This is a genomic window from Embleya sp. NPDC025285, assembly GCF_055558835.1.
The window spans coordinates 1-24,237 of record NZ_JBVHLU010000089.1 but is presented as its reverse complement, the minus strand read 5'-3'; the positions used below and the strand labels follow the sequence as shown (position 1 = coordinate 24,237).

The window sequence follows — 24,237 nt, the reverse complement described above, 5'->3', positions numbered from 1 at the left end:
GGCGATGCCGATCCGCCGACGCAGGTCACGCAGCGCCTTCTCCGATGGGAAAACACCGCCGACCCCTCCGGACCGCGAGTCGACTTCCGCCGGACCAAGCCCGCGCCGACATGCCCGAACGGTCCCAGCACGGGGACGAAGTACACCCTCGCTCGCGACGGCAGTATCCGCAGCCGGTCAGGCCTGTGGGAGTGGGCGCCGCGCAAGAGGTCAGTGATCGTCACGGCGGGGGTTGAAAAACACCCCGGCAGGCTTCGGGCGGAGACGGCGCGGCTGGTCTCACCAGGGAATCGGCCCGTCCTCGGCCAGAAGGGCGCCCGTCGGGCCATCCTCGCCCGCCGTCGCCAGGTCAACCGCGACGGCCGCGCCCTCCTCCGCCGTGCGTATCCCGGTGTGGCGGTTGAGGTCGGTCGCGCAGTAGCCGGGACTCACCGCGTTGACCAGGATTCCTTCGGCGCGCAGTTCATCGGCGTAGAGCACGGTGATCGCGTTCAGCGCGCTCTTCGAGGTGCAGTAAGGGAGGAGGATCGAGGAGTAGGCGGACCACGGGCTGCCCGGGTCGGCCAGGTGGGTGAGGGAACCGAGTTCGCTGGACATGTTGACGATGCGTGCGGCCGCGGAGCGACGCAGCAGGGGGAGCATGGCGTGGGTCACCGCGATGACGCCGAACACGTTGGTTTCGTAGACCTGCCGGACGGTGGCGGCCGGGGTTTCACTCGGTTTTTGCGGTCCGGCGGCGATCGCGGCGTTGTTGACGAGGATGTCGAGGCGGCCGAACGTGGCGTCGATGTGCTTGGCGGCGGCCTGGATTGAGGTCTCGTCGGTGACGTCCAGCGGAACGAACCGTACGTCGGCGCCGCCCGCGCGAAGCTCCTCGGTCGCCGCCTCGCCACGCTCGGCGTTGCGGGCGCCGATCAGCACGGTGATGCCCAGGGCCGCGAGCCTGCGCGCCGTTTCCTTGCCGATGCCCTTGTTTGCGCCGGTGATCAGAGCAGTCTTCTGCGAAGTCGTCATGGCACCCAGCCTCCCCTCATCCACGGGCAGCAGGGAAAGACCGGAAGACTCTGGATCTATAGTCCACAGATATGAGTGAGCTGGAGGTGCGGGAGCTGAGGTACTTCATCGCGGTCGCCGAGGAACTGAACTTCAGCCGGGCCGCGCAACGCCTGGGGATGGCGCAGCCCCCGCTGTCGAAGGCGATCGCTCGGATGGAATCCCGGCTCGGTGTACGCCTGCTGGAGCGCACGACCCGGCAGGTGAGGCTGACCACCGCCGGTCAGGTGCTGCTCGACCAGGCCCGGATCGCGGTCGACGCGGTGCAGGCGGCGGCCCGGCGTGCACGCCGGGCCGGTCAGCCGACACCCCAGCTCGTCGTGGCGGTCAAGCCGGGAGGCGATGCCGGGCTGTTGCGGGAGATTCTCGCCGCCTATCGGGGAACGGGTTCGCATCTGCCGCCGCCTGAAGTCGTCGTCGGCGGCAGCGGAGAGCCGATCGCCATGCTGCGGGACGGCCGTGCCGATGTAGCGCTGCTGCGCAGCCCGTTCGACGATCGAGGGCTGGATACCCAGACGCTCGTGGTCGAGCCGCGACTGGCCGTTCTCCCCGCCGCGCACCGCCTGGCCGGACGCCGGCGACTGCGGCTGACCGACCTCAGGGGCGAACCGATCCCACGCTGGAAAGGGGCCGCCCCCTCCACCACCGCCTACTACACAGGATGCGACGGAGCGGAAGCAGGCGATGGCCACACAGGGCTGGCGCCGGCCGACACTCCCGAGGGGCCGCTCGTGGCGAGCGTCGAGCAACTCCTGGAGGTGGTCGCGCTGGGCCAGGCGGTGGCGTTCCTGTCACTCTCCACCACCAAGCGGCACCAGCGCCCGGACATCGCATACCGGCCTGTCACCGGCCTCAGCCCCAGCGCGGTCATGGTCGCCTGGCCGGAGACCTCGCGATCCGCAGCCGTCGCCGCCTTCGTCCAAGCCGCCCACGACGTCGCCACCCACCACCTCGACCACATGACCGCACTGGCCTACTGACCGGGGCACTCACCTACGTGTGTGGACGCGGTTCGGCAACGGGTGACCGCGCCGGATCCTCGGGCCCCGACATCCTTGTGGGCCCGGGTGTCGCGGGTGTGTACCGGTGCGGGTCTTCGCCGGACACGCCCCGCGGCCCGGTTCCACCGTTGTGCCTTCCTGGCAGTGTCACGAGGGGGATCGTCGTGGAGATCGAACTGGCGGACGCCGTGGCCGCGTTGCGGGACGAGTTGCCGGCAGCCGCGGCGCAGGCGACCGGGGCGGGGGCACGGGCGGTGGAGTTCGCGGTGGGCCGATCGAGTTGGAGTTCGCGGTCGAGTTGAGGCGTGACACCATCGTGAAGGCGGGCTTCAAGGCATGGGTCGTCTCCGCCGACCGCGTAGGCCGGGCCGCCGCGTTGCCTCGGGTTTCCTTTCAACTCCGGCTCCGCTGCGCCCGCCGAGCCACATCGCCTTCCGCACATGCTGTTTCGTGCCGACGCGCCCGACACGCAGGCGGGTAAAGCGTGTTACCCCGGGTAACGCTTCTCGTTACCCTCGCAGGTCACCGCCGCCCCGGGGCGCCGAGGGAGGGCCGTTGAGCGGGGCGCGGAGGTACACCGTGCCCGCGCGGACGCAGGGAGCCGCGCACGTCACGGCGGAGGTGCACCGCCCCCGCGCCGTCGCACGGTGCCGCGCACGTCACCCGCTACTTCGCCCCACGCGTCCTCCGGGCAGCACAGCGACACGATCCGAACTCCCGCCCGCCCGCCACGGACGTGTCGCCGTCTGGGACGGCCGACGTGGCGTGATGGCGGATCCGCAGCCGGCGCAGCGGATTCCACGACGTGACGGGTTCACCCGACACGACATGACACGACACGGGCATCGGCCCGCCGCGGACGCCCCGCCACCCCACGGCGGCGTCAGCCGACCCGACACGATCCGCCATGGGGCCGCCATGCCACGGCCGTTCCACCCCGACACGACACGCGTCGGTCGGCAATGCGTCGACCGGACACGCGGCGACACACCGCGAGGTGTGCGTCACCCGCACGGCGTGCGGTCGCTTCGTGTGACCCGGGTTGGATAGGACGAGGGAACCTCGGCCTTGCGTCCGGGACTTCCCGCGTGGGCGGCTCCGGCTCCCTTCCACTTGCGTCCGGACGTCGCCGACGGCCGTCTCGCGTCCGCACCGTACGACTCTCCGATGTCCCTGCGGGTCCTGCGAGTTACAGTGGCGAACCTGGTCGGGGGAAGGGAACGCCGGTGGAAGAACTGGTCGGGTGGCTACTCGCCGCGACGCTCGGAAGGTTTCTCGAGGTCGACGAGGACAAACACTGGGCCAAACAGCTGACCGCCTTCGACCAGGGACACGAGGTGCAGGCCCGCGGCTACGCCATCGGGGATCCGGGCTCCGGACCCTCCTTTCCCAAGCCGCCCGAAGGCCACCTCGGACTGTCCAAGAGACAACTGGCCGTGTACCCCTTCGCGGCGTCACCGCTGCTGCTGCGCCGGACGCTGCCCCTCGAGGGATTCTGCGTCGACGTGCTGCGCGACCGGACCGACGCGGACCCCGCCACCTGGACGCGCGAGTGGCAGGCCGCCGAGTGCACCACACAGGGACGACCACTGCTGCTCCTCACCGACGCGAGGTTCCTGCGGCTCCTTCAGCAAACGGTCACCGCGCCGCCCGGTCAGGACTGACCGCTGTCGAGCGTGTCGGGGCGGGTGCTCGCATGGCGGCCCGCCAGGGCCCGCATGAACTCGCCGACCGCCCACCGTCGTTCGGGTTGGCGCCTGGCGTATCGCGCCGCCCCGCACTCCCGCATCGACCATCGACCATCGACCATCACGCTCCACCACCCGCCACGGACGTGCCGCCGTCCGAAGACGGCCGACGTCTGGATCGTCATCGCCGTCCCCACGGGGCTCTTCATCGCGCGCCCGCCCGCCGACGTCCTGCGGCGGCCCTCGGAGGATCTGCGGCGCCGAATCGGCTCATCCCGACCAAGCCGTGGCAGACATGGGACTTCCGTGGTTCCCGGCCCGAGGTCCGGGAGCGGCGTGCCGGGCGGGGGTGGGGCGCCGGGGAGGTGCGGCGCGCCGCGGTGCGCGCCGTGGGCGATCCGCGTCCGCCGGCCGGCGCTGTGGGAGTTGGGAACCGGCCGGCGGTGTTGGCGGACCGGCGGTGTCAGCGGGCCGTGCCGAAGTTCTGCGTCCAGTAGGAGTTCGGGCCCGCGAGGCCGACGCCGATCTCCTTGAAGGCGCAGTTGAGGATGTTCTGCCTGTGCCCGGGGCTGTTCATCCAGCCGGTCATGACCTGCTGGGGCGTGCTGTAGCCGTGGGCGATGTTTTCGCCGTAGGTCGTCCAGGTGTAGCCGGCGCGGGTGATGCGCTCGCCCGGGTCGGAGCCGTCGGAGCCGGTGTGCGACATGTTGGCGTGGGCGGCCATGTCCTGGCTGTGTTGCAGGGCGGCGGCCGTCAGTTTCGTGTTGACGGTGAGTGCCGAGCATCCTGCCTTGGCGCGCTCCTGATTGACGAGACTCACCACCTCGGCGGCGGGACCCGAGGGCGGAACGGCCGGGGTGGTCGGCTTCTGCGTGTCAGTCGGGGTAGTCGGCTTCTGCGTCTCAGCCGGCGTGGTCGGCTTCTGCGTGTCGGCCGGGGTAGTCGGCTTCTCCGTGTCGGCCGGCGCGGTCGGCCTTTGCGTATCGGCCGGCGCGGTCGGCCTTTGCGTATCGGCCGGCGCCGTCGGCTTCGTCGGGGTGGGGGGCTTGCTTGCCTCGGTGGTCGGCTTGCCGAGCGGGTTCGTCGGCCGGGTCGGGGCAGGCTGTGTCGGTGTCGTCGCGGTGTGGGGCTTGGTCGTCCAGGTGGGCTTGCGCCAGTGCGGAGTGTGAGTGGTCTTCGCGGTCGGCTGGGTTCCCCCGGCCGGATCGGCCGCACTGTCCGTCCAGCTGGGGACCGGTGTGCCGGGGAGGGGCCGGCTGGAAGAGGGGTGCGTGCTCTGGTTGCCGACGTTCCTCGTCGCGCCCGCGACGTTCTTCGACGCGCCCGGGCCTTGGGCTATGCAGGCCATGGCGGCGGTGGGTACGCCGATGATGCCCAGGGTGGCGGCGGCTATGGCCATCTTCTTTTTGTACTGCGTTCTACGGTGCTTCCGCATGCGTGACCTCACTTGGTTTCGGCGTAGCGTCCTGTTTCCGGGGCTGTCGGACGCCGGCGGGCCGCCATTGTTGGAAGTCCGGGAACGGGCTCGCAAGTGTCGGCGCCCGCGTGCGAGGCGGAGCCGGACGGCAGACTTGACTCGAGGCGGACAGTCATGCCTGTGGAGTGGTCACCGGGTGGTGCGAAATTGGTAATCGGCAATCGGAAACGCCTATGGCCATCGAAAATGACGCATGGGATCCCGTTCGCCGGGATGCTCAATTCGACCGAGAAGTGGACTGGTCACCTTCAGTCGGACAAAGCACGATAAGTAGGCGAGGCTCAGAGGGCGCAATGCTTCCGCGACCACTCGCGCGCTCGTGACGCATGTCACTGTTTCAGCAGCGGTCGGAATGTTTCGTGGGCATCGTGCGCCGTATTCCGTGGGACGGCGGCACTCCGTGGCGGCGGGACATGGCCGCCGCCGTCGACGACGACCTGATCGCCGACCCCGAACGCGGCCTGCTTCTTTCCCCGCTGTCCGGCGGAACACCACGTCCTGGCCCTCCCCGACGCCGAGGCCACACTCGACGAGGACCCCGACCCGGTCGTCAACGAAGCCGCCGGCCTCCCCGCCGATCCCACCGCCCCCACCGCCCCCACCGCCTACCAGCGGAACGCCTGCCGGCGACACCTGCTCATCACCCGCCGAACCCCCGACGAGGACCCACAGCGTTGGTTCGCCTCGTTCCCGGACGTCGACCCACGCCACCCCCGGCCACCCCCGGCGACCCGGACGACGCAAGCATCCGCACCCGACCGGGCAGGCCGCGCCTTCAGGTGGTGGTGCGCTCCGTAAAGGACTCCGCGTTCAGGATCGCGAGCGTGGCGGCGTTGCCTCAGCCGGCAGCCGGTCCACGGGGTGCTGGAGGGCGAATATGCCCCTGGCGGTCACGCTGTCTCCGCGGCAGACCGTCTTGAGCCACCGGCACGGGCCGGACGCACGTGCAAGCGGGTCACGACAACCGGGACAGTCCCGAGTCCATGGCGGCCTGCAAGCTCCCGCACGGTCGACTCGTCGGGCGTCATGTCGTCAGGAAGCCGCACGCTGTCGCGACGCCGGGAACCTGCGGCGAAGGCGCACCCTTCGACCATCAACCCCGGCACGTGGTCACCCGGCCGGCCGAGGTGCGTGCGGTGGAGCGGTGGGAAGCCCATGAAGACGGTGATCGGAGCAACGGTTTCCGGTACTGCCCGGCGGGCGTGGCCCGTTGAAGGGACGATTGATCCGACCACGCCCCCACCGTGCCTGCCGTATGAAGGCTGCTATCCGGGAGACATGACCTCGTACAGGTTTCCGGCGTCGTCGGTGAAGTACAGGGCACGAAGGCACAACGGGTGGTCGATCCGACCGTTGTCGGGCTCGCTGGGGTCGTTGCCATAGGGCACACCGGCGGCGGAGCCGAATCCTCATCCCGGCCCCGCGCCGGCTTCGTCGGTGACGGCGGCCTCGGCGGTGAGGCCGCGGCCGCGCGCGAAGGTCGCGGCGAAGCTCGCGTCGTCCAGGACCGTCCGCACGGCGGCGCTGGTCCGGTCGACGTCGCCGCGTTCGGCCGGCGGCAGCGGTGCGCCGACCGACTCCCTGGCCGCCTCGGCCGCGCCGAGCAGCAGGGCCGCGGCCCGGGGGCGGCCCGCGATCGCGTGGGCGCCGGCGAGACCCTCCAGGGCGAGGGCGACGGCGCGGGGGTCGGCGAGGCCGCGCGCGGCGAGATAGCCCTCGTGGTGGAGGTCCCACGCGGCCCGCGCATCACCGCGTTGTTCGGCGAGGAATCCGAGTTCGGCCAGGATGAGCGCAGTCCCGGGGTCGCCGTCTCGCCGGCGGTTCCAGTCGAGCCAGACGCGCAGGTGCCGCTCGGCGGTGGCATGGTCGCCACGCCGCCGGGCGGCGAGCGCGAGGCCGACCTGGGCGAACTGCTCCGCGCGTTGGTCGAATTGCTCGGCGGCGAGCCGCAGCGCCCGTTCGTGGAATTCGTCGGCCGCTTCCAAGTCGCCGGTGAGCAGGGCGATCCGGCCGAGTTGGGCCAGCTTGTGGGATACCTGCGGCCATAGGCGCAGATCCTCGGCCATGCGCAGTCCCTCGCGGTGCAGGCGGGCGGCCTGGGCGTAGTCGCCGACGACCTCGACGGCCATGCCGAGGCAGTCGGTGGCGCGTAGTTCGCCCCATCGGTCGCCCAGTTCGTGGAATCGCGCGACGTTCTCGCGACAACTGCGGCGGAAGACCGCGACGTCGCCGCGGATGAGCTCCTCCTCGTCGAGGGCGGCCTGCGCCGAGGCGATGCCCCAGGGGTCGTCGAGTTCGCGGAAGGCGGTGCCGGCTTCGCGCAGATGGTCGAGGACGACGCTTCGGTCGCCGAGTCCGCTGGTGGCGAAGGCGAGGAAGTACTGAGCCCTGGCTCGCCCGTGCGGGTCGTGCCCACCGTCGAAGGCGCGCAGGGCCGTGTCGATGTGCCCGGTCGGATCGGCGGCGGCGCCGGCCTGGAGTTCGAGCCCGGCCAACCAGGCCCCGGCTCGGGCTCGGGCGCGAGCCGTGGCGTCGGTGGCGGGCAGCGCGAGGGCGGCGCTCAGGGCCCGGCGGGCTTCGGTGGTTCGCCCGCGCAGGAACCAGTACCAGGCCAGCGCGTTGGTCAGGCGCAGGGCGATCTCGCCGGCCCGGTGGCACAGGGCGCTGTCGAGCGCGTTGCGCAGGTTGGCGGTCTCGGTGTCGAGGCGTTCGAGCCAGGCGCGCTGACCGTGTCCGTGCAAGTGGGGTGCGGCGCGTTCGGCCAGGTCCGTGTAGTACCGGTCGTGGCGGCGGCGGAGATCCTTCGACTCGCCGGCTTCGCGGGCACGTTCGACGCAATAGGCGGCGACCGATTCGAGGAGGCGGTAGCGCGGACCGGTGGGACCTTCGGCCACGACCACGAGCGATCGGTCGACCAGGCGGGCGAGAGCCTGCACGACGGTGGGGCCGGGGACCGCGTCCGTGGCGCAGACGGCTTCGGCTGCCTCGAGGGTGCATCCGTCGGCGTGTACGGCCAGTCGGCGCAGGACCGCGCGCTCGGTGGCGGTGAGCAGTTCCCAGCTCCAGTCGATCATCGCCCGCAGGGTTTGTTGACGGGCCGGCCCGACGCGGCGACCTGCGGCGAGGACGGTGAAGCGGTCGTCGAGGCGGTCGGCGAGGTCGTGCACGCCCAGGGCACGCACCCGGGTGGCGGCGAGTTCCAGCGCGAGCGGGATCCCGTCGAGGCGGCGGCAGACGGCGGCGACGGCGTGGGCGTTGCCGGCGTCGAGCCGGAATCCGGGCGCGGCGGCCGCGGCACGGGCGACGAACAGCCGTACCGAGCCGGCGCGTTCGAGGGTCTCGGGGCGAGGGTCGGCGGTGGGGTCGGGCAGGGTCAGCGGCGGCACGGGCCACAGGTGTTCTCCGGCCAGGCCCAGGGCCTCCCGGCTGGTCGTGAGGATGCGCAGCTCGGGGGCGGCGCGCAGGAGGCGGTCGACCAGGGCGGCGGCGGCGTCGACGACGTGTTCGCAGTTGTCCAGCACCAGCAGCAGCCGGCGCGGGCGCAGCGCGGCGGCGAGGCGGGCGGTGATGTCCGAGGGGCCGGCGTGGGGTCGGGCCTCGGCGGTGTCGTCGCGGATGTCGAGGGCCGCGGTGACGGCGTGGGCGATGTCGTCGGGCGCAGCGGGCGGGTCTGCGTCGGGGCGGCCGTGTCCGGCGAGTTCGACGAGCCAGGCGCCGTCGGGGTAGGTGTCCGCGACGCGGGTGGCGGCGGCCACGGCGAGGCGGGTCTTGCCGACGCCGCCGGGTCCGGTGAGGGTGACCAGACGGCCGGCGCCGAGGAGTGTGCGCACGTCGTCGATGGCCTGTTCCCGGCCGACCAGGTCGGTGAGCGCTGCGGGCAGGTTGTCGCGGGGGCGGGCGACGGAGGTGACGGGGGTGGAGGCCGGCCGCAGTTCGGCGTCGTGGGTGAGGATCGCCTGGCGCAGGGCGGCGAGTTCGGGTCCGGGGGCCAGGCCGAGTTCGTCGGCGAGGCGGGCGCGGAGTTCGTCGTGGACCGCGAGGGCTTCGCTGGTTCGGCCCGCGCGGTACAGGGCGCGCATGTACGTGGCGCGCAGACCTTCGCGGAGTGGGTGGGCAGCGCTGAGTTCGGCGAGTTCGGCGATGAGGAGGCTGTGTTCGCCCAGTTCGAGTCGGGCTTCGGCTTGCGCCTCGAGGGCGGCCACGCGTTGTTCGTCGAGGCCGGCCGCGGCGGAGCGGGTGAACTCGGCGTCGGCGAAGTCGGCGAACGCGGGGCCGCGCCACATGGCCAGCGCGTCGGCGAGCAGTCCCGCACGCGTCCGGGGGTCGCCCGCGGTGCGCGCGGCGGCGGCCAGGGCCGCGAAGCGGTCCGCGTCGACCGTGTCGGCCGCGGGGTGCAGAGCGTAGCCGGGGGCGCGGGTGACGACGAGATCGCGGCCTCCCGGTTCGGCCCGTTCCAGGGCACGGCGCAGTTGGGAGACCCGGGTCTGGAGCGCCGCGGTGGGGTTGGCGGGCGGGTTCTCGCGCCACAGATCCTCGACGAGACGGTCCACCGACCGGGTTCGGCCGCGATGTGCGAGGAGGTCGGCGAGCAGAGCCCGGACCTTCAGGTCGGGGACCTTGACCGGCGTTCCGTCCGCCGTTCGGACGTCCAGTGGCCCGAGTACCCCGAAGTGCATGGCGCCACCGTAGCAAGGGGCGGGCGGGCGCCCGATGCACGCGATCGGCGAGCGCCACACGGCCGCCCGGAGGCTACCTGAAGCGAACCGGTAGGAGACCTGAAGGCGCGGCCGGCACATTGGTGTCCGGTCCGGCCGGTGTGGTGCTCGCGGGGTCGGAGTCGGAGAGGCGCCTCGGCCTCCTCGTTCTCCGTTCCTGCTTCGTCCCCACCCGTCGCGACCCCGTCCCGGCGCGGCGCATAGACGGGCGCTGCCGAAACAGCATGACGATTCCTTGGGAGATGTCCCGTGTCTTCGCACAGTCCGACGATGTCCGGTGTTCGCGCCGGCCCCCGCGAGTGGATCGGGTTGGCCGTTCTCGCGCTGCCCACGATGTTGCTCTCCCTCGACGTGACCGTCCTCTACCTCGCGTTGCCGCAACTGGGCGCGGATCTGCGTCCGGACGGCGCCGAGACGTTGTGGATCACCGATGTCTACGGCTTCATGATCGCCGGGTTTCTGGTGACCATGGGCACGTTGGGTGACCGGATCGGCAGACGGAGGCTGTTGGTGATCGGCGCCGCCGCGTTCGGGGCCGCGTCGGTGCTGGCCGCCTACGCGACGTCGCCGCAGATGTTGATCGTCGCCCGCGCGCTCCTGGGTGTGGCCGGGTTGACGCTGATGCCGTCCACGTTGTCCTTGATCAGCACGATGTTCACCGACCCCAGGGAGCGGGGCTCGGCCATCGGGATCTGGGCGAGTTGCTTCTCGGTCGGCATCGCGGCGGGTCCGGTCGTCGGCGGTCTGCTGCTCGACGCGTTCTGGTGGGGTTCGGTCTTCCTGCTCGGTGTGCCGGTGATGGCGGTGTTGCTGGTCGCCGCGCCGTTGTTGCTGCCGGAGTACCGGAATCCCGAGGCCGGGCGGCTCGACGTGGTCAGTGTCGTCCTCTCCCTCGCGGCGATTCTGCCGGTGATTTACGGGATCAAGCGGTGGGCCGGACACGGTTTCGAGACGTCCGCCGCGGTGGTGCTGGTGGTCGGCCCGGTCTTCGGGTACGTCTTCGCCCGTCGCCAGCGTCGGCTCGCCCATCCGCTCCTGGATCTGCGGCTGTTCCGCAACCGCACGTTCCGGGCCGCGGCGGTGGTCTCGGTCCTGGCGGCGAGCGGGCTCGGCGGGATGTATCTGTTCGTCACGCAATACCTGCAACTTGTCGAGGGCCTGTCCCCGGTGCGGGCGGGGATGTGGCTGCTGCCGGCGGCCTTCGCGTTGATCGCCGCGACGTTGGCGACCACGGTCGTGGCCCGTCGGGTGCGGCCGGGCTACGTGCTCGGCGGTGGTCTGGCCGTCGCGGCGGTGGGGTACCTGCTTCTGGCCCTGGTCGACAGCACGGGTGGGCTGCCGCTCCTGGTGACCGGATTCGTCGTGCTCTACGCGGGGTTCAGCCCGGTGATGGTGCTCGGCGTCGATCTGATCGTGGGATCGGTACCGGCGGAGGAGGCGGGTTCGGCCGCCGCGGTGGCGGAGACCGGCACGGAGTTCGGCTTGGCGCTGGGGATCGCCGTGCTCGGCAGCCTGGGCGCCGCGGTGTACCGGGACCGGACGGACGAGTCGATCCCGGAGGGTGTCCCCGACAGGGTCGCCGACGCCGCGCACGACAGCCTGGCGGGGGTCACGGCAGCGGCCGAAGGATTGCCGGCGGGGCCGCGGGACGACGTACTGGGCTCGGCGCGGGATGCCTTCACGACGGGCTTGAACGTGGTGGGCGGGGTCGGCGCGGCGCTGATGCTCGTATTGGCGGCTTTGGCGGTGTCCATGTTGCGGCACGCGGGCCCGACCGCCGATCGGGACACGGCCGAGAGCTCACCCGACGCGGGGGTGGAGCCCGACCGGGTCCCCGTCACCGCCGGGATCGCCGCGGACCGGGACCGGTCCACGATCCCCGACCCGCCTGCCGGTACACCCCCGACGATCGCGTGAGGCCGTGCGTTGCGGCGGATCGCGCCCCAACCAGCCCCTGAACCCGAACAGGACACCCGTGAACGCCGGGCGCGTCGGTGTCGCGGGTGGGCGGTGCGCGCTCGAGGAGGTTCGCGGTCGCTGTCGGCGGGTTGTCGTCGGCACCGGGATACGACCGCGTCCGGTCGGCGGGCTCGGGCGCGGTCGGGCCGTTGCCGTGCGGGGGAAGGCGCCGGGACTCCCACCGACCTTGCCCGTTTCGCGGGGCGCCGGCGTGCGGGTTCGTCGCGCCGGCGCGTCCGCGCGTCCCGCTGCTCGCGGCTCGCTGCTCGCTGCTCGCTGCTCGCCGCTTGCTGCTTGCTGCTTGCTGCTTGCTGTGGCGCCCTGCCGGGATCTCGGCTCACCCGGTCCCCACCAGCAGGCCCTCCACGTCGTCGTGCACGTCCCCACCGGGAAGTTCTCACGCCGTAGTGGTTCGGCGTGCGGGGCGCACGAATGGCTACGTGACGCGGAAGTTGGCCATCATGGTCATGTCCTCGTGTTCGAGGTTGTGGCAGTGCATCATGTACCGGCCCTTGAACCCGTCGAAGCGGGCGAGGACTTCGACGGTCTCGTATGGGCGCACATCCACCGTGTCCTTCCAGCCCGCGTCCGTGGCGGCCGGTGCGCCGGCACCGCGACCGACGACCGCGAAGTGCGCCAGGTGCAGGTGGACCGGGTGGTGGAAGTCGCTGGACAGGCGCCACAACTCGACGGTGCCCAGCGCCGGGTCGGCGAGGTGCTCGTCGGGGTCGAATACACGGCCGTTGATCGTCCACATCCGTGCGCCTGCGCGTTTGGTCTGTCGGAAGTCGAACGCGCGGGTCCGCACCGCGTCACCTCGTGTCGGCAGCCTCGGCTCCGAAAGCCGTTCGGGAATCCGGGACTCGTCACGGGCCCGACGTACCACCCGGAACCGCATCACCTCGCGGGTGCCGGCGGTCTCGCCGAGCATGTTGCGCACCGTCACCTCGGTGCCGACGGGGTAGCGACCGAAGTCGACGACCAGGTCGAATCGCTCCGCCGGGGAGATCGGCACCCGGTCGTGCCCCACCGGCCGCTCCAGCAGGCCGCCGTCGCTGCCGACCTGCACGAACGCCGGGCTCCCGTCCGGTGGTTCGGGGTCCAACCGCAGCCCGTACCGGCGGGCGTTGGACGCGTTCAGCACGCGCAGCCGGTACCTGGTCGCCTCGACCTCCAGCACCGGCCACGGCGCCCCGTTGACCAGGACGACGTCGCCCAGGACCCCCTCCATGAAGTCGTCCTCGACACCGGGTCTCCCGATCAGGGTGGGGTCCAACGCCGGGTAGCGAAACTCCCCGCCGGCCTCGAACGCGCGGTCGCAGATCATCAGCGGGACGTCGCGTTCGCCGGACGGCAGCGGCAGCGCCTCGTCCTCCGCATCCGTGACCAGGAAGAAGCCCGCCAGGCCGCGCCACACCTGCGGCCCGGAGAAGTCCATCCGATGGTCGTGGTACCACAGCGTTGCCGCCCGCTGGGCGAGCGGATAGACGTAGTCCCTGGTGTGGGCGTGTGTCGTCCACTGGTTCGGGCGCACCACCATCGCCCCATGCCCGCCGTGCCCGCCGTGCCCGCCGTGCCCGCCGTGCCCGCCGTTCTGTGTTGCCTGGTGGACGGCGTTCACGGCCGGGCTGTACCCACCCTTGGAGATCACCAGATCGGTGGGGTAGCCGTCGGACTCGGGCGGGGTCACGCCGCCGTGCAGGTGCGTGGACGTCGGCACCACCAGCTCGTTCCGCACCCGTACCACCGCCTCGTGTCCCGACCGCAGCCGAAACGTCGGGCCGGGAAACGTCCCGTCGTAGCCCCACACCGTGGTCCGCGTCCCCGGCAGGATCTCCACCTCGGCCGCCCGCTGCACCACCTCGAACCGTGACGCCCCCGACCCGTCCACCACCGGAACCGCCTGCGCGGGAATCGGCAACGGCACGGTGAACGGTTCGGGCAACCGCGCCCGGCTGCGCAACAACTCCCCGCTCGTCGTGGTCGTCGAACAACCGACCGCCGCCGACAGGGCCACGCCCCCGCTCAACCCCAGGAATCCCCGACGCGACAAGTATCGGCTCATATCGTCGGCTCCCGATGCCGACGAAACCCGAACGACCAGGTCAGATTCCAGGCCGCGACTCCCACGAGAGCCGTCCCGAGCGGGATGTGCAGGGCGAGATTGCGCGCGCCGCCCGCGCCGATCTGCGTGACGACCAGGACGAACAGCACAGGCGGATAGGCGAGGTACCAGACGGGGCCACGCCCGAACCACCACAGCAGCACGGCCGCGACCATCTGCACCATGGGAAACAGGACCAGCGACCCGCCCACGGCCCCGTGGACCCGGAGCAGATCCACATCACCGGTCACGAACCGGCCCGCCACAATCGCCTGGGTCAAAGTCCCGACCGCGAACAGGACGCCCAGTACGCGCACCACGACGACGGGCCACGCCCTCGGTCTGACACCCGATCGACGCGAACTCACCCGCCCCCGGCCACGTTTCCCTTTCAGCGCGGAGAACCGCGCTTCGTAGCGATCCGGTGGTACATGCATCGCGATCTCCTCGTTCCGGCGCAACCGGATCGCATGGGTGGGGGCATGTCGCCCACCCCGGGGGGATGGTCGTTTTCCCAGGTGTTGAAGCAACACGACAGGCCCTTCGGGTCGGACGAGTCGCGACCGGACGTGCGTGCGTTGTGAGTCGACGTCCGGCCGGGGCAGCCGGGGCGCGAGGCCGCCTACTCGACGTCGATCAGCGCGGGCATTCCTTCGGCCCCCAGTGGCAGTTCTCGACCCGGGATGCGGCAGCCGCGGGGTTGATCGTGCACGTCGGCAGCCGCCGCGGACGGCACGGCGCAGCAGAGGACCGCGACGGCGGAGATGACGCCCGGAAGACGGGTGGTGTTGGAAATGCGCATGGCAGTGCTCCCCTGGTTGTTGCTGCGTTGGGCCGCCGTCGGCGCGTCGAGGAAAGCGCCATCCTTCGGGAAGACGCCGGGACTGTGGGCATGCGGGACCTCGAACCACTCTGAAAACGAGGTGGTTTCGTGGGCCGACCTACTCGGTTGCGGAGCGATTCGAACTGAGATCAGTCTGTTCGACGGCTCGTGTGACGCCCTCATGAGCAAGAACGAAGTGCGCCGGCACCGGACGGAGTAGATCGGCTGCGCCGGCCACAACCGAGGTGGTACACGCACCACGTGCGCTCACAACTCCGACCGTACGAACACCCCGAGGCCGTCTCGGGATGGGTTGGCCGTAACCACGTTCTCCTCCCCGGCCGAACGGGCCCCGCTCGCCCAGGGCGTGAGCGGCGTACGAGCGGGGGCGGATGTCTACGAGCCCTGTGTCCGCGTCAACGCGTACGGGTTGCGGTGATGGCCGTGGTGAGGTCGTCCCACAGGTCTTCGACGTGTTCGCACCCGACACTGAGGCGAAGCAGGCCGGGCGGGACGTGTTCCTGGCCGAGGAGTTTGGCGCGTCGCTCGATCGTGCTCTCGACGCCGCCGAGACTGGTGGCCGAAGTGACGACGCGCACTGCGGCGCAGACGGCGTCGACGTGCGCCGCGTCGACGAGTTCGAAGCTGTGGCCGCCCGGCGGGCGGAGACGCTGAGCGGATGGTCGGGGCCGAGCACGCGTTCGGTGTCTGCGGCCCATCGGAGGTGTTCGTCGCGTATCAGGGCGCGGGCCTTCCGCTCCGCGTCGGCCATCGCCGACGGCCACGTGCGTCGAGCCGGCGGCGCGCACGCGCAGGGTCAGCTCGTGGTCACGGCCCAGGACGCGGGAGGCGTCCTCGACGACCTCCCGCAGCAGCTCCCGGCAGAGCAGCACGTCGCCGGCCGCCGCGACGGTCTGCGCATGGATCAGCCGTACGGCGAGGGTGTCGACCGTCCGACCGCCCGCATCCGCGGCCCACTGCGAGGCGAGCTCCGCCAGGCGCTCCTTGCACGACGATGCGGACGCGGCACCGCACGCCTCTACCGCGGCCCGCGCTTTTGCGGTGAGCATGTCCTCGACGCCGTAGACGTGTTCCCCGGCCCGCCGTTCGCCGCGTTGCTGCGCGCGGGCGCGCCCGCGCGCAACCATGAGAGCACACGGTGCGCGCCGCCCGGCCCGGTCCGCGCCTATTGGACACCGACACCTGCGGCACCTGGCTGTGGCGGGCCCGCGGGACGAGTACGTGCGGTCGAGGAGCACGAATTCGCGCACCCGGGACGCCTTCGAAGGTGCGGTCGGATCCGGTGAGAGGCCCACCAACTACGCTCGGTACCAGACACGTTCACATCGGGGGATGAGCATGGGCAACCGGAACACATCCCGCACGGGCGGGGTCGCCATCCGATGCGCGACCGTGCTCCTGTCGATCACGACGGCCGCCGCCTGCTCCGGCGGCGACAACGGGAAGGCACACCCGAAGCAGCCGAAGGCGGCCCCCTCGGCGGTCGCGGGGTCGGCCGGGCCCGGCTCCGACGGCGCGGCCGGGGAGGCTCCCGTCTGGGGCGCGGACAACCTGCCGCCGGGTGTCGACTTCTGGGCCGGGAAGGTGGACTTGACGGTGTTCCTGTGCCGGGTCTCCGACCCGAAGACGGGCGGCTGCTCGAGCGGCGCCGTCACCAACGCCCAACGCGAGGAGATCCTCGCCGCGCTCAAAGCCATGCCGCAGGTCGAGCACGTGTACTTCGAGGACCGGGGACAGGCATGGGAGCTGTTTCGCGCGCAGAACGCCGGCAACCCCCTCCTCCTCGACGCGATGACGGCCGAGCAACTCCCGGAGTCCTTCCGCATCAAACTCAAGGACCCCGCCACCATCACGACGGTGGCGTCCGCGTTCGAGGAACGCCCGGGAGTGGCCTCGACCATGAAGCGGACCCCCTCCGGCCCGCCCGCCTCTCCCCCGGCCCCGCCACGGCGCCGCTGACCCCGGAACGGGCCAGGCGCGCCGTGCTTCGTGAATCACTTGGGCCCTGGCTCGAAACCGCGGGGCGTCGTGACCGACACCGAGCCCAAGCCGGCCGTCGCACCGTACTCGGGCCTCAGCTGCGCAGGGTGTAACCGTGCCCTGGCGGGTGCGCCGACCGGCCCGATCGCCGCGCTCCTGGGATCGACCCGACGCTTCCGAGGCGTTCGGGACGACGTCGCGGAGGCGGTGAAGGCCCGGTTGGAGCGGTCGCGGGTGCTCCACCGCCCCGGCCACCGCTTCGCGCGGTGATCGAGGAACGGGTGCTGAGGCAGCGGTACGACGACGCCGCGACCATGGCCGGTCCGCTCGGGCACCTGCTCACGGCGATGGCCTGTCCGCAGGTCGCGCTCGGCGTCATACCGTTCGGCGCGGCACGCGAACACATCCGGGGCGTGGCGTCGTTCACCGTCTACGACGAGGACCGGGTCGCCATCGAGTGGCCGAGAGCCGAGGTCGACATCACCGCTGCCGGCGACGTCGAGGACTGCGTGCGGGCTTTCGCCGAACTGACCAAACTCGCCGCCGTACACGGGACCCGGGCGCGCGCGCTCGTCGCTGCCGCGACCGATGCCCTGGAGTAGCCCGTTCGAGTGTTCCCCGCGGAATTTTGTGGAACTTCCTGGCCGCCGGGCCCGGCGCCGCGTCACGGTGGACGCATGGCCGCATCCGGCAGGTTCCCGAGGTCCGCGCGCTCGCCCCCCGATCACCGACATCAGGTTCCGCGTGTGCTCGATCGAGGCGGACGGGTCGGTCCGCGACGGTCCGGCGGGGAGACCGCCGAACGTCCCCGGTCAGCCTTGCGACAACCACTGTGCCGGTCACCGCATCGCCCTCATCCCCGGGGATCCCTGTCGTGCCCTCGCGATCGAGGGATCGCGCCATGGTCGAACTCGGTTTTCGGACTCTGCGCCGCGGGTCACCGAGACGCGCCTCGGTGGGCCGCCCGCAACGCGAAAGGACAGGTCGGCGCCGCCACCCCTGGCAGGCTCGGCCGCGCCGACATCGGATGGCCCACCGCCTGACGATCCCGCGGAGGGACGCATGGACTTCGGCACGTGGCCGCGCCTGCTCGTCGTCGACGTCGAGGGCAACGGTGCCCAACCGCCGGACCTCGTCGAAGTCGCCGCAATCCCTGTGGCCGATGGCCAAGTGCGCTCGGAGTCCGCGCGCTCCACGCTCGTCCGCCCGCCGCGGCCGATCACCGCCTTCACAACGGGCGTTCACCACATCACCAACCAGGACGTCGAGAACGCGTCTTCGTGGAACACCGTCGCCCCCTACATCCGACGCGACCTCGACGGCGTGTGGATCGCCGCACACAACGCGTCCGTCGACTACCGGGTCCTGTCCCGTCACCTCCCCGACTGGCAGCCGCTCGGCGTCCTGGACACCCTGCGCCTGGCCCGCGCGATCCACCCCACAGCCACCCGCCACACCCTCGATGCGCTCCTCGAGTACATCGGCGCCGACACCGCCGCGATCCCCGGACGACGCCACCGCGCGGGATTCGACGCCCACGCCACCGCCCTGCTTCTGCTCGACCTCGCCGCGCACTATCCGACCTGGGAAGCCCTGGTCGCCGCAGCCGTGCCCCCGGGCCTGCCCGGAACCTCTCCCCCACCTCATCGAGACGAGGAACTCCCACTGTGGTGACCCCCGCACACATCGATGTCGCCGGAACCCACGCCAGCGGCATGAAAAGACCCTCGCCCGCCGCATCGAGATGGGACTGCGGGCGAGGCGCCTCGCCGTCGCCCGTACCGGCGGCCCGGTCCCACGCGCCCCCGCCGTGGAACTGCCGACGATGACGCGCCACACAGGCGGCCTCCGCCGTCCCGCAACTCCGCCCAGGCACGCACTCGTCGTTCGCGGGCCCCCGCCTCCCGCCGACCATCCATCGATCCGGCGATCCGCCGATCCGCTCCACTTCTCCAGGAGGCGCCCGTGCACGAGAAATCCGCAGCCCAGGACGTTCCGAACGGCGGACGGAGGACTTCGTGACCCGACGACCAAGGCGACGCCGTGACCAGGCGGCCGAGACGATCGCTCGCGGCGCGGCCAGCGGCGAGGAACTCTTCGGCGGCAGGCTCGTCTACGACCACGGCGCCTTCGCACACCAGAACGCGCACCTGCACCTGTCGCTGCTCGGCACGTTCCGGCAACTGCCCAGGCTTGTCGCCGCGTCGGTGCGCCTGGCGTGGCGCACCGACCCCCGGGCACTGTCGGCCGTCAGCCTCGCCGAGCTCGGTCGCGGTCTGGCCGGCGCGTTCAGCCTGTTGGCCACCAACCAGGTCCTGGTGCGGTTGTTCGCCGCCGGCGCCACACCCGACCGGGTGCGCGCGGCGCTGCCCGCGCTGATGGCGCTCGCGGCCTCCGGGATCGTCATCTCGCTGCTGCAGGCGGTGTCCACCACCGCGTCCGGGCGCCTGGAACCCAAAATCGAACGCGCCGCGGAGACCTCTTTGCTGAGCAAGACCTCCAGGGTGGAGATGGCCACCCTGGAGGACGGTGATTTCAAACGGCTCCTGCAATCGGCGAACTGAGGCACGGACGCCTCCCGACGCATGATCTCCTACACGATCGGCATCGCCAACGCGTTGATCTCGCTCGCCGCAGCCGGAACGGTACTCGCCGTGCTGCACCCGGTGCTGCTCCCCCTCCTCGCGCTGATCACCGTGCCACAGGCCTGGGGCGCGGTCCGTGACGCACGGCGCCGCTACACCTCCGTCCAACAGTGGATCGACCACAACCGGCAGCAGGGCGAGGTCGGCTGGCATCTGCGCCACATCGGCTCGGGGCCCGAGATCCGCGTGCACGGCGTCGGCGACTACCTGGTGGGGCACTACAAACGGATGGCCGCGGCAAGCGAGGCCGAGGAGAGCCGACTCGCCCGCGCCGAAGCCGTCACCGGGCTGCTGTCGGCCGCGCTCGCGGGCCTGGCGACCGGCGCGACCTACGTCGTACTGGGGTGGCTGACCTGGACCGGCCGCACCGGACTGGCCGCATCCGGCACCGCGGTCCTGGCGATCCGCACCGGCACCGGCGCACTGACCCGCCTCGTCGAACAGGTCCAATACACCTACAAACAGTCGCTGTTCGTCCAGGACCTCGAACGGACCTGCGCGCTCGCGGACGAACACGCCATCCCCCGCGGCGGCCTGCCCGTGGAAGCGTTCCCCGACGAGATCCACGTCGACAACGTCACCTACACCTACCCCGACCGGGACAAACCCGCCGTCGACGCCGTCTCACTGACCATCAAACGCGGACAGATCGTCGCACTCGTCGGCGAGAACGGCTCCGGCAAGACCACCCTGGCGAAGATCATCGCCGGACTGTACCGGCCACAATCGGGACACATCCGCTGGGACGGCATCGACGACACCACCCTGGACCGAGACCAACTCTTCGCCCGCGTCGCCCTGATCTCCCAATCGTTCACCGAATGGCCCTTCACCGCCGCCACCAACATCCGCGTCGGCCGCCCCACCCTCACCGACGACACCGCACGCCCCGGCACCACGACGGTGCCCGGCCCGCGCGGCCGGACCGCCACCAACGAGGAACACCCGGCGCCGGACCCGGACGCGGCCCTGGAGGCCGCCGCACGATACGCCGAGGCCAACCACGTGATCGACGAACTGCCCAAGAAGTGGGACACCTTGCTGGACCGCTCCTACATCGGCGGAGTCGCCCTGTCCGGCGGACAGTGGCAACGCATCCTCCTGGGCCGCGGTGTCTACCGCGACGCCGACCTGATCATCGCCGACGAACCGACGTCCGCCCTCGACGCCCGAGCCGAGATCGCCGCGTTCGAACGAATCCGCGCACTCGCCGACGACGGGCACACGATCATCCTCATCACCCACCGCCTCGCCAGTACCCGACTCGCCGACCACATCTACGTCCTCGACCACGGCACCCTCGTCGAGCACGGTAGCCACCGGGAACTCCTCGCCGACGAGGGGCGCTACGCCGCCATGTACCGCATGCAGGCCGAGCAGTACGACACCGCACACACCACCGACGAAGAACCGACGCGTGGCGGCCGACCACCAGACCCGGGCGGGAAGTCACCCGTCTGAGCGAACCGAGCCGGGCGTGCGGTCGGCCCCTGCGGCACCCGCGGGCCGAGTCCTGGACGGGCCCGCGTTCCGCGTCGGGCGTTCGGCGTGCAACGTTGCTGCCGATCCGGCTCGGGCGCGAGTTGGACGTCCGGGATCCGCCGGAGCTCGTACGGTGTCTGCGCGAACTCGGCGGGGTGTTCAGCCGCGCCGGGCGCGGATGAGGTCGCGATACCAGAGGAAGGACGCCTTCGGGGTGCGGATCTGGGTGTCGTGGTCGACGTGGACGAGGCCGAAGCGCTGGTGGAATCCCTCGGCCCATTCGAAGTTGTCCAGCAGGGTCCAGGTGAAGTAGCCACGGACGTCCACACCTTGGGCCACAGCGGCGTCGACGGCCCGGAGATGGGTGTCCAGGTAGTCGATACGGTCGAGGTCGGGGACGGTGCCGTCCGCGGTGACGACGTCGTCGACGGAACAGCCGTTCTCCGTGATGTAGACCGGAGGGAGCGTCGGGTAGCGCTCCTTGAGGCCGACGAGCAGTTCACGCAGGCCGTCGGGGACGACGGGCCAGTCGAAGGCGGTGCGGCGGTAGCCCTCGATGGGGGCCTCTTCGAACGGCAGGCCCTCGGACGTCGGGGCCTGAATCCGGGTCGGGTTGTAGTAGTTGATGCCGAGCGCGTCCAACGGAGCCGAGATGAGTTCGAGATCGCCGTCCCGGACGGAGCCGCCGAGGGTGGCGTCCGCGCCGTAGGCCGACAGGTCGGGGTAGGCGCCCGTAAGGATCGGGTCGTTGAACAGGCGGTTGTGCAGGTTGTCGTAGGCCTGCGCGGCGGCGCGGTCGCCGGGGGCGTCCGAGGCGGGCCAGACCGGGGTGCAGTTGTTGGCGATCATCACCTGAAGGCCGCGTTCGCGCAGCTCCCTCAGCGCCAGACCGTGGCCGAGCAGCTGGTGGTGGGCGACCGGCAGGCAATCGAGGAACAGGGTGCGGCCCGGCGCGTGGGTACCGAGACCGTAGCCCCAGACCATGTGGATGAACGGTTCGTTGAGCGTGATCCACTTCCGGACGCGGTCGCCCAGCCTGTCGGCCACGATGGCGCAGTACTCGGCGAAGCGGTACGCGGTGTCGCGGTTGAGCCAGCCGTCGTCGTCCTCGAGGCCCTGCGGGAGGTCCCAGTGGAACAGGGTCGGGACGGGCTCCACGCCGCGCGCGAGCAGACCGTCGACCAAGCGGTCGTAGAAGTCCAGGCCCCGGAGGTTGACATCGCCTCGGCCGGTCGGCTGGATTCGGGGCCAGGCGATCGAGAAGCGGTAGCCGGTGAGGCCCGCCTCGGCCATCAGCGCGAGGTCCTCCTCGTACCGGTGGTAGTGGTCGCAGGCCACGTCACCGGTGTGCCCGTCGCGGATCGCGCCGGGGCGGGCGGTGAAGGTGTCCCACACCGACGGGCCACGGCCGTCCTCCTTGGTGGCGCCCTCGATCTGGTACGACGCCGTCGAGGCGCCCCAGATGAAGTCCGCGGGCAGATGGTCAAGCGCCACATCAACCTCCAAAACATGAGTAGTACTCATGTTAGTGCGGATCGATGGGATGATGGAAGCGTGAATCAAGATCGCACCTCGGGGACGCTGCGCCGGCGGCCCGTGCAAAGGCGCAGCGCCGAACGATTCGAACGGCTGTTGGACGCCTGTGCCGAGCTCCTGGACGAAGTCGGCTACGTCGCGCTGACCACCAAGGATGTCGCCCGCAGGGCCGAGGTGCCCATCGGGACCCTGTACCAGTTCTTCTCCGACAAAGAGGGGCTGATCGGCGCGCTCGCCGCCCGCAACCTGGGCGTCTTCCTCGAGCGGGTCTCGGCCCGGCTGGAGAGCGAGCAGCCCGAAGACGTCTCGGGCATCGTGGAGGTGACCGTCGACGAATTCGTCACCATGCGTCGGACGATCACCGGGTTCGGCGTGGTCGACTTCGGAGCGGAGGGCCGGGACCACACCCTCGATCCGGCCCTGGACAACAACACCGCGGTCGCCGGACGGCTGCTCGGACTGACCGCGGCCCTGACCGGGGCTCGGGACGACGCCGAACTGGAGATCGTCGTCCGAGTGGCCCTGGAGTGCGCGGACAGCCTGCTGAAACTGGCCTTCCTCACCGATTCGCAGGGCGATCCCCGGCTGATCGCCGAGTGCAAACGAGTCCTCAACAGCTATCTGAACGATCGAATCCGTGCACTGACAACACGGTAGTGGCATGACACGCTTGACCGTTGGTGGCATGACACACGCTTGGCCGCCGAAGGACACGAACGGCGCTGCGGCGACTGCCTACACGAACGCGGCACCCGCCCCCCGCCGAGCCGCGCGCGTCCGATGTGACCGTCCGGCGCCATCCGACCGTGCCGCGGGAGCGCGGACCGCTAACGAACGCTCGTGACCTTCCAGACCAGTGCCGCGCCCAGCACGGACATGGCCGCGGAGCAGAGGAACAACGAGCGGTAACCCCCCAGTTCGCCGAGCACGACCGAGGCGATCGGGGGGACGAGCACGTACGGCAGGGAGGTCATCAGGTTGGCCAGCGCCATATCCTTGCCCCGGTTCCCCGAGGCCGGGAGCACTTCGGTGACCAGAGCGGTATCGACGGCCAGGTACACGCCGTAGCCCAAACCCAGAATCACGGCCGCGACCAGCGTCATGGTCCAGGTGGGCGACAGGGCGAGCGGGACCGCGGCGACGGCCATGGTGACGCCGCCGAGGAACACCGGCATGCGGCGCCTGCCCAGCCTGTCGGAGAGCCAACCGCTGAGGACGACCGTCGAGATCGTGGCCAGGCAGTTGACGCCGATCACGATGAGCAGGCCGTCCTCGGTGGACTGGCCGGGGAAGAGCTGTTCGTAGTGCAGGACATCGTCCAGGAAATACGGCAAGTACAGCGTGCCCAGCCCGTAGCCCAGACCCATGACGAACCGGGAGCCCATCGCCCAGACGAAGTCCGGGTGTTCGCGAGGGCTGATCCGGTAGCCGGCCAGGAAACCGCGCAGCGAGAAAGACTCGCGGTGGCTGCCGGGCAGCGGCGGGTCCTTCGAGACGACCGCGAACAACACGATCAGTAGCGGGAAGGCGGCCATCAGCACGTACTGCGCGGAGAACCCGACGACGAGGCCGATCGACAGCCCGCCCACGATCAGGCCACCCGCCTGCGGGACCGTGGCCCAGCCCAGCACCACGCCGCGCTGGGGGGGGGGGGGGGGGGGGGGGACCAACCCGGGAAGCGCCGCCCCGAGTAGGTCCGAAGAAGGGGGTTTCGGGGGCAAGGGTTTCTTGACCCATGCCGCTCCCGCTGTTC

21 protein-coding genes are annotated in these 24,237 nt (G+C 71.1%); 11 read left to right on the top strand and 10 right to left on the bottom strand.

The genetic code is table 11. The features are described from left to right. Positions 1-279: 279 nt before the first annotated feature. A complete protein-coding gene (locus ACZ4FV_RS39810) occupies positions 280-1,014 on the bottom strand; it encodes an SDR family oxidoreductase (protein WP_395868484.1) in 735 nt (244 codons plus the stop codon). Positions 1,015-1,085: 71 nt separating this feature from the next. Here ACZ4FV_RS39810 and ACZ4FV_RS39805 point away from each other — a divergent pair, with 71 nt between their 5' ends. From ACZ4FV_RS39805 to ACZ4FV_RS39790, 4 genes are all read left to right on the top strand, one after another. Further along, on the top strand, positions 1,086-2,033 hold the full coding sequence (locus ACZ4FV_RS39805) for a LysR family transcriptional regulator (RefSeq protein ID WP_465325562.1): 948 nt from the start codon (positions 1,086-1,088) through the stop codon (positions 2,031-2,033). A gap of 185 nt (positions 2,034-2,218) precedes the next feature. Beyond that, positions 2,219-2,356, top strand: coding sequence for a trypco2 family protein (locus ACZ4FV_RS39800; protein WP_465325560.1), 138 nt, complete (start codon positions 2,219-2,221; stop codon positions 2,354-2,356). Then, positions 2,335-2,535 (top strand): hypothetical protein, encoded by a 201-nt coding sequence (locus ACZ4FV_RS39795; protein ID WP_465325558.1) that lies wholly within the window; start codon positions 2,335-2,337, stop codon positions 2,533-2,535. Before ACZ4FV_RS39800 ends, ACZ4FV_RS39795 begins: the two co-directional genes overlap by 22 nt. Positions 2,536-3,280: 745 nt before the next feature. Next, positions 3,281-3,718 carry a hypothetical protein gene (locus tag ACZ4FV_RS39790; protein ID WP_402235672.1) on the top strand — a complete coding sequence of 146 codons (438 nt, stop codon included), beginning with the start codon at positions 3,281-3,283 and terminating at the stop codon, positions 3,716-3,718. Between the two features lie 487 nt (positions 3,719-4,205). On the opposite strand, the gene ACZ4FV_RS39785 is transcribed toward ACZ4FV_RS39790, so the two are convergent. The 3 genes from ACZ4FV_RS39785 to ACZ4FV_RS39775 all read right to left on the bottom strand — a co-directional run bounded on the left by ACZ4FV_RS39785 (position 4,206) and on the right by ACZ4FV_RS39775 (position 9,895). Continuing rightward, on the bottom strand, positions 4,206-5,141 hold the full coding sequence (locus ACZ4FV_RS39785) for a CAP domain-containing protein (protein WP_465325555.1): 936 nt from the start codon (positions 5,139-5,141) through the stop codon (positions 4,206-4,208). 1,343 nt (positions 5,142-6,484) lie between these two features. Further along, the gene (locus ACZ4FV_RS39780) at positions 6,485-6,607 is read right to left on the bottom strand and encodes a hypothetical protein (RefSeq protein ID WP_465325552.1); all 123 of its coding nucleotides are present in this window, start codon (positions 6,605-6,607) and stop codon (positions 6,485-6,487) included. 21 nt (positions 6,608-6,628) lie between these two features. Further along, positions 6,629-9,895, bottom strand: a complete 3,267-nt coding sequence (locus ACZ4FV_RS39775) for an AfsR/SARP family transcriptional regulator (protein WP_402235668.1) — start codon at positions 9,893-9,895, stop codon at positions 6,629-6,631. Between the two features lie 309 nt (positions 9,896-10,204). Between ACZ4FV_RS39775 and ACZ4FV_RS39770 the strand changes: the two genes are divergently transcribed. Further along, positions 10,205-11,851 (top strand): MFS transporter, encoded by a 1,647-nt coding sequence (locus ACZ4FV_RS39770; protein ID WP_465325548.1) that lies wholly within the window; start codon positions 10,205-10,207, stop codon positions 11,849-11,851. Between the two features lie 478 nt (positions 11,852-12,329). Here ACZ4FV_RS39770 and ACZ4FV_RS39765 read toward each other — a convergent pair whose 3' ends face one another. From ACZ4FV_RS39765 to ACZ4FV_RS39750, 4 genes are all read right to left on the bottom strand, one after another. Further along, on the bottom strand, positions 12,330-13,958 hold the full coding sequence (locus ACZ4FV_RS39765) for a multicopper oxidase family protein (protein ID WP_465325546.1): 1,629 nt from the start codon (positions 13,956-13,958) through the stop codon (positions 12,330-12,332). Continuing rightward, positions 13,955-14,317 (bottom strand): hypothetical protein, encoded by a 363-nt coding sequence (locus ACZ4FV_RS39760; protein WP_402235663.1) that lies wholly within the window; start codon positions 14,315-14,317, stop codon positions 13,955-13,957. Before ACZ4FV_RS39760 ends, ACZ4FV_RS39765 begins: the two co-directional genes overlap by 4 nt. Before the next feature lie 302 nt (positions 14,318-14,619). Further along, positions 14,620-14,799 carry a hypothetical protein gene (locus ACZ4FV_RS39755; protein ID WP_465325544.1) on the bottom strand — a complete coding sequence of 60 codons (180 nt, stop codon included), beginning with the start codon at positions 14,797-14,799 and terminating at the stop codon, positions 14,620-14,622. Between the two features lie 437 nt (positions 14,800-15,236). Further along, positions 15,237-15,968, bottom strand: a complete 732-nt coding sequence (locus ACZ4FV_RS39750) for a PLP-dependent transferase (protein ID WP_465325542.1) — start codon at positions 15,966-15,968, stop codon at positions 15,237-15,239. Between the two features lie 205 nt (positions 15,969-16,173). On the opposite strand from ACZ4FV_RS39750, the gene ACZ4FV_RS39745 reads away from it, so the two are divergent. From ACZ4FV_RS39745 to ACZ4FV_RS39725, 5 genes are all read left to right on the top strand, one after another. Beyond that, complete coding sequence (locus ACZ4FV_RS39745; RefSeq protein ID WP_465325540.1) at positions 16,174-16,800, top strand: permease-like cell division protein FtsX; 627 nt, start codon at positions 16,174-16,176, stop codon at positions 16,798-16,800. A gap of 182 nt (positions 16,801-16,982) precedes the next feature. Then, complete coding sequence (locus ACZ4FV_RS39740; RefSeq protein WP_395868875.1) at positions 16,983-17,423, top strand: Scr1 family TA system antitoxin-like transcriptional regulator; 441 nt, start codon at positions 16,983-16,985, stop codon at positions 17,421-17,423. 460 nt (positions 17,424-17,883) lie between these two features. After that, positions 17,884-18,495, top strand: coding sequence for a 3'-5' exonuclease (locus ACZ4FV_RS39735; RefSeq protein WP_465325536.1), 612 nt, complete (start codon positions 17,884-17,886; stop codon positions 18,493-18,495). A 344-nt stretch (positions 18,496-18,839) separates the two neighbouring features. Next, positions 18,840-19,385, top strand: a complete 546-nt coding sequence (locus ACZ4FV_RS39730) for a hypothetical protein (protein ID WP_465325533.1) — start codon at positions 18,840-18,842, stop codon at positions 19,383-19,385. 21 nt (positions 19,386-19,406) lie between these two features. Then, positions 19,407-20,927 carry an ATP-binding cassette domain-containing protein gene (locus tag ACZ4FV_RS39725; RefSeq protein WP_465325531.1) on the top strand — a complete coding sequence of 507 codons (1,521 nt, stop codon included), beginning with the start codon at positions 19,407-19,409 and terminating at the stop codon, positions 20,925-20,927. 180 nt (positions 20,928-21,107) lie between these two features. Here the strand turns inward: ACZ4FV_RS39725 and ACZ4FV_RS39720 are convergent, their stop codons facing one another. Further along, positions 21,108-22,442, bottom strand: a complete 1,335-nt coding sequence (locus tag ACZ4FV_RS39720) for a GH1 family beta-glucosidase (RefSeq protein ID WP_402235656.1) — start codon at positions 22,440-22,442, stop codon at positions 21,108-21,110. A 60-nt stretch (positions 22,443-22,502) separates the two neighbouring features. Between ACZ4FV_RS39720 and ACZ4FV_RS39715 the strand changes: the two genes are divergently transcribed. Next, entirely contained in the window at positions 22,503-23,141 is a 639-nt protein-coding gene (locus tag ACZ4FV_RS39715) for a TetR/AcrR family transcriptional regulator (RefSeq protein WP_395868512.1), read from the top strand. A gap of 170 nt (positions 23,142-23,311) precedes the next feature. Here the strand turns inward: ACZ4FV_RS39715 and ACZ4FV_RS39710 are convergent, their stop codons facing one another. Beyond that, positions 23,312-24,115 (bottom strand): MFS transporter, encoded by an 804-nt coding sequence (locus ACZ4FV_RS39710; protein WP_465325529.1) that lies wholly within the window; start codon positions 24,113-24,115, stop codon positions 23,312-23,314. Positions 24,116-24,237 lie beyond the last annotated feature (122 nt).

Excerpts from the sequence above, each read along its gene's own strand:
- ACZ4FV_RS39725 (WP_465325531.1), top strand. The coding sequence starts at position 19,407 with ATGATCTCCTACACGATCGGCATCGCCAACGCGTTGATCTCGCTCGCC.
- ACZ4FV_RS39785 (WP_465325555.1), bottom strand. The coding sequence starts at position 5,141 with ATGGCCATAGCCGCCGCCACCCTGGGCATCATCGGCGTACCCACCGCC.
- ACZ4FV_RS39805 (WP_465325562.1), top strand. The coding sequence starts at position 1,086 with ATGAGTGAGCTGGAGGTGCGGGAGCTGAGGTACTTCATCGCGGTCGCC.
- ACZ4FV_RS39765 (WP_465325546.1), bottom strand. The coding sequence starts at position 13,958 with ATGAGCCGATACTTGTCGCGTCGGGGATTCCTGGGGTTGAGCGGGGGC.
- ACZ4FV_RS39735 (WP_465325536.1), top strand. The coding sequence starts at position 17,884 with ATGGACTTCGGCACGTGGCCGCGCCTGCTCGTCGTCGACGTCGAGGGC.
- ACZ4FV_RS39755 (WP_465325544.1), bottom strand. The coding sequence starts at position 14,799 with ATGCGCATTTCCAACACCACCCGTCTTCCGGGCGTCATCTCCGCCGTC.
- ACZ4FV_RS39775 (WP_402235668.1), bottom strand. The coding sequence starts at position 9,895 with ATGCACTTCGGGGTACTCGGGCCACTGGACGTCCGAACGGCGGACGGA.
- ACZ4FV_RS39745 (WP_465325540.1), top strand. The coding sequence starts at position 16,174 with ATGAGCATGGGCAACCGGAACACATCCCGCACGGGCGGGGTCGCCATC.
- ACZ4FV_RS39750 (WP_465325542.1), bottom strand. The coding sequence starts at position 15,968 with ATGGTTGCGCGCGGGCGCGCCCGCGCGCAGCAACGCGGCGAACGGCGG.
- ACZ4FV_RS39770 (WP_465325548.1), top strand. The coding sequence starts at position 10,205 with ATGTCCGGTGTTCGCGCCGGCCCCCGCGAGTGGATCGGGTTGGCCGTT.
- ACZ4FV_RS39810 (WP_395868484.1), bottom strand. The coding sequence starts at position 1,014 with ATGACGACTTCGCAGAAGACTGCTCTGATCACCGGCGCAAACAAGGGC.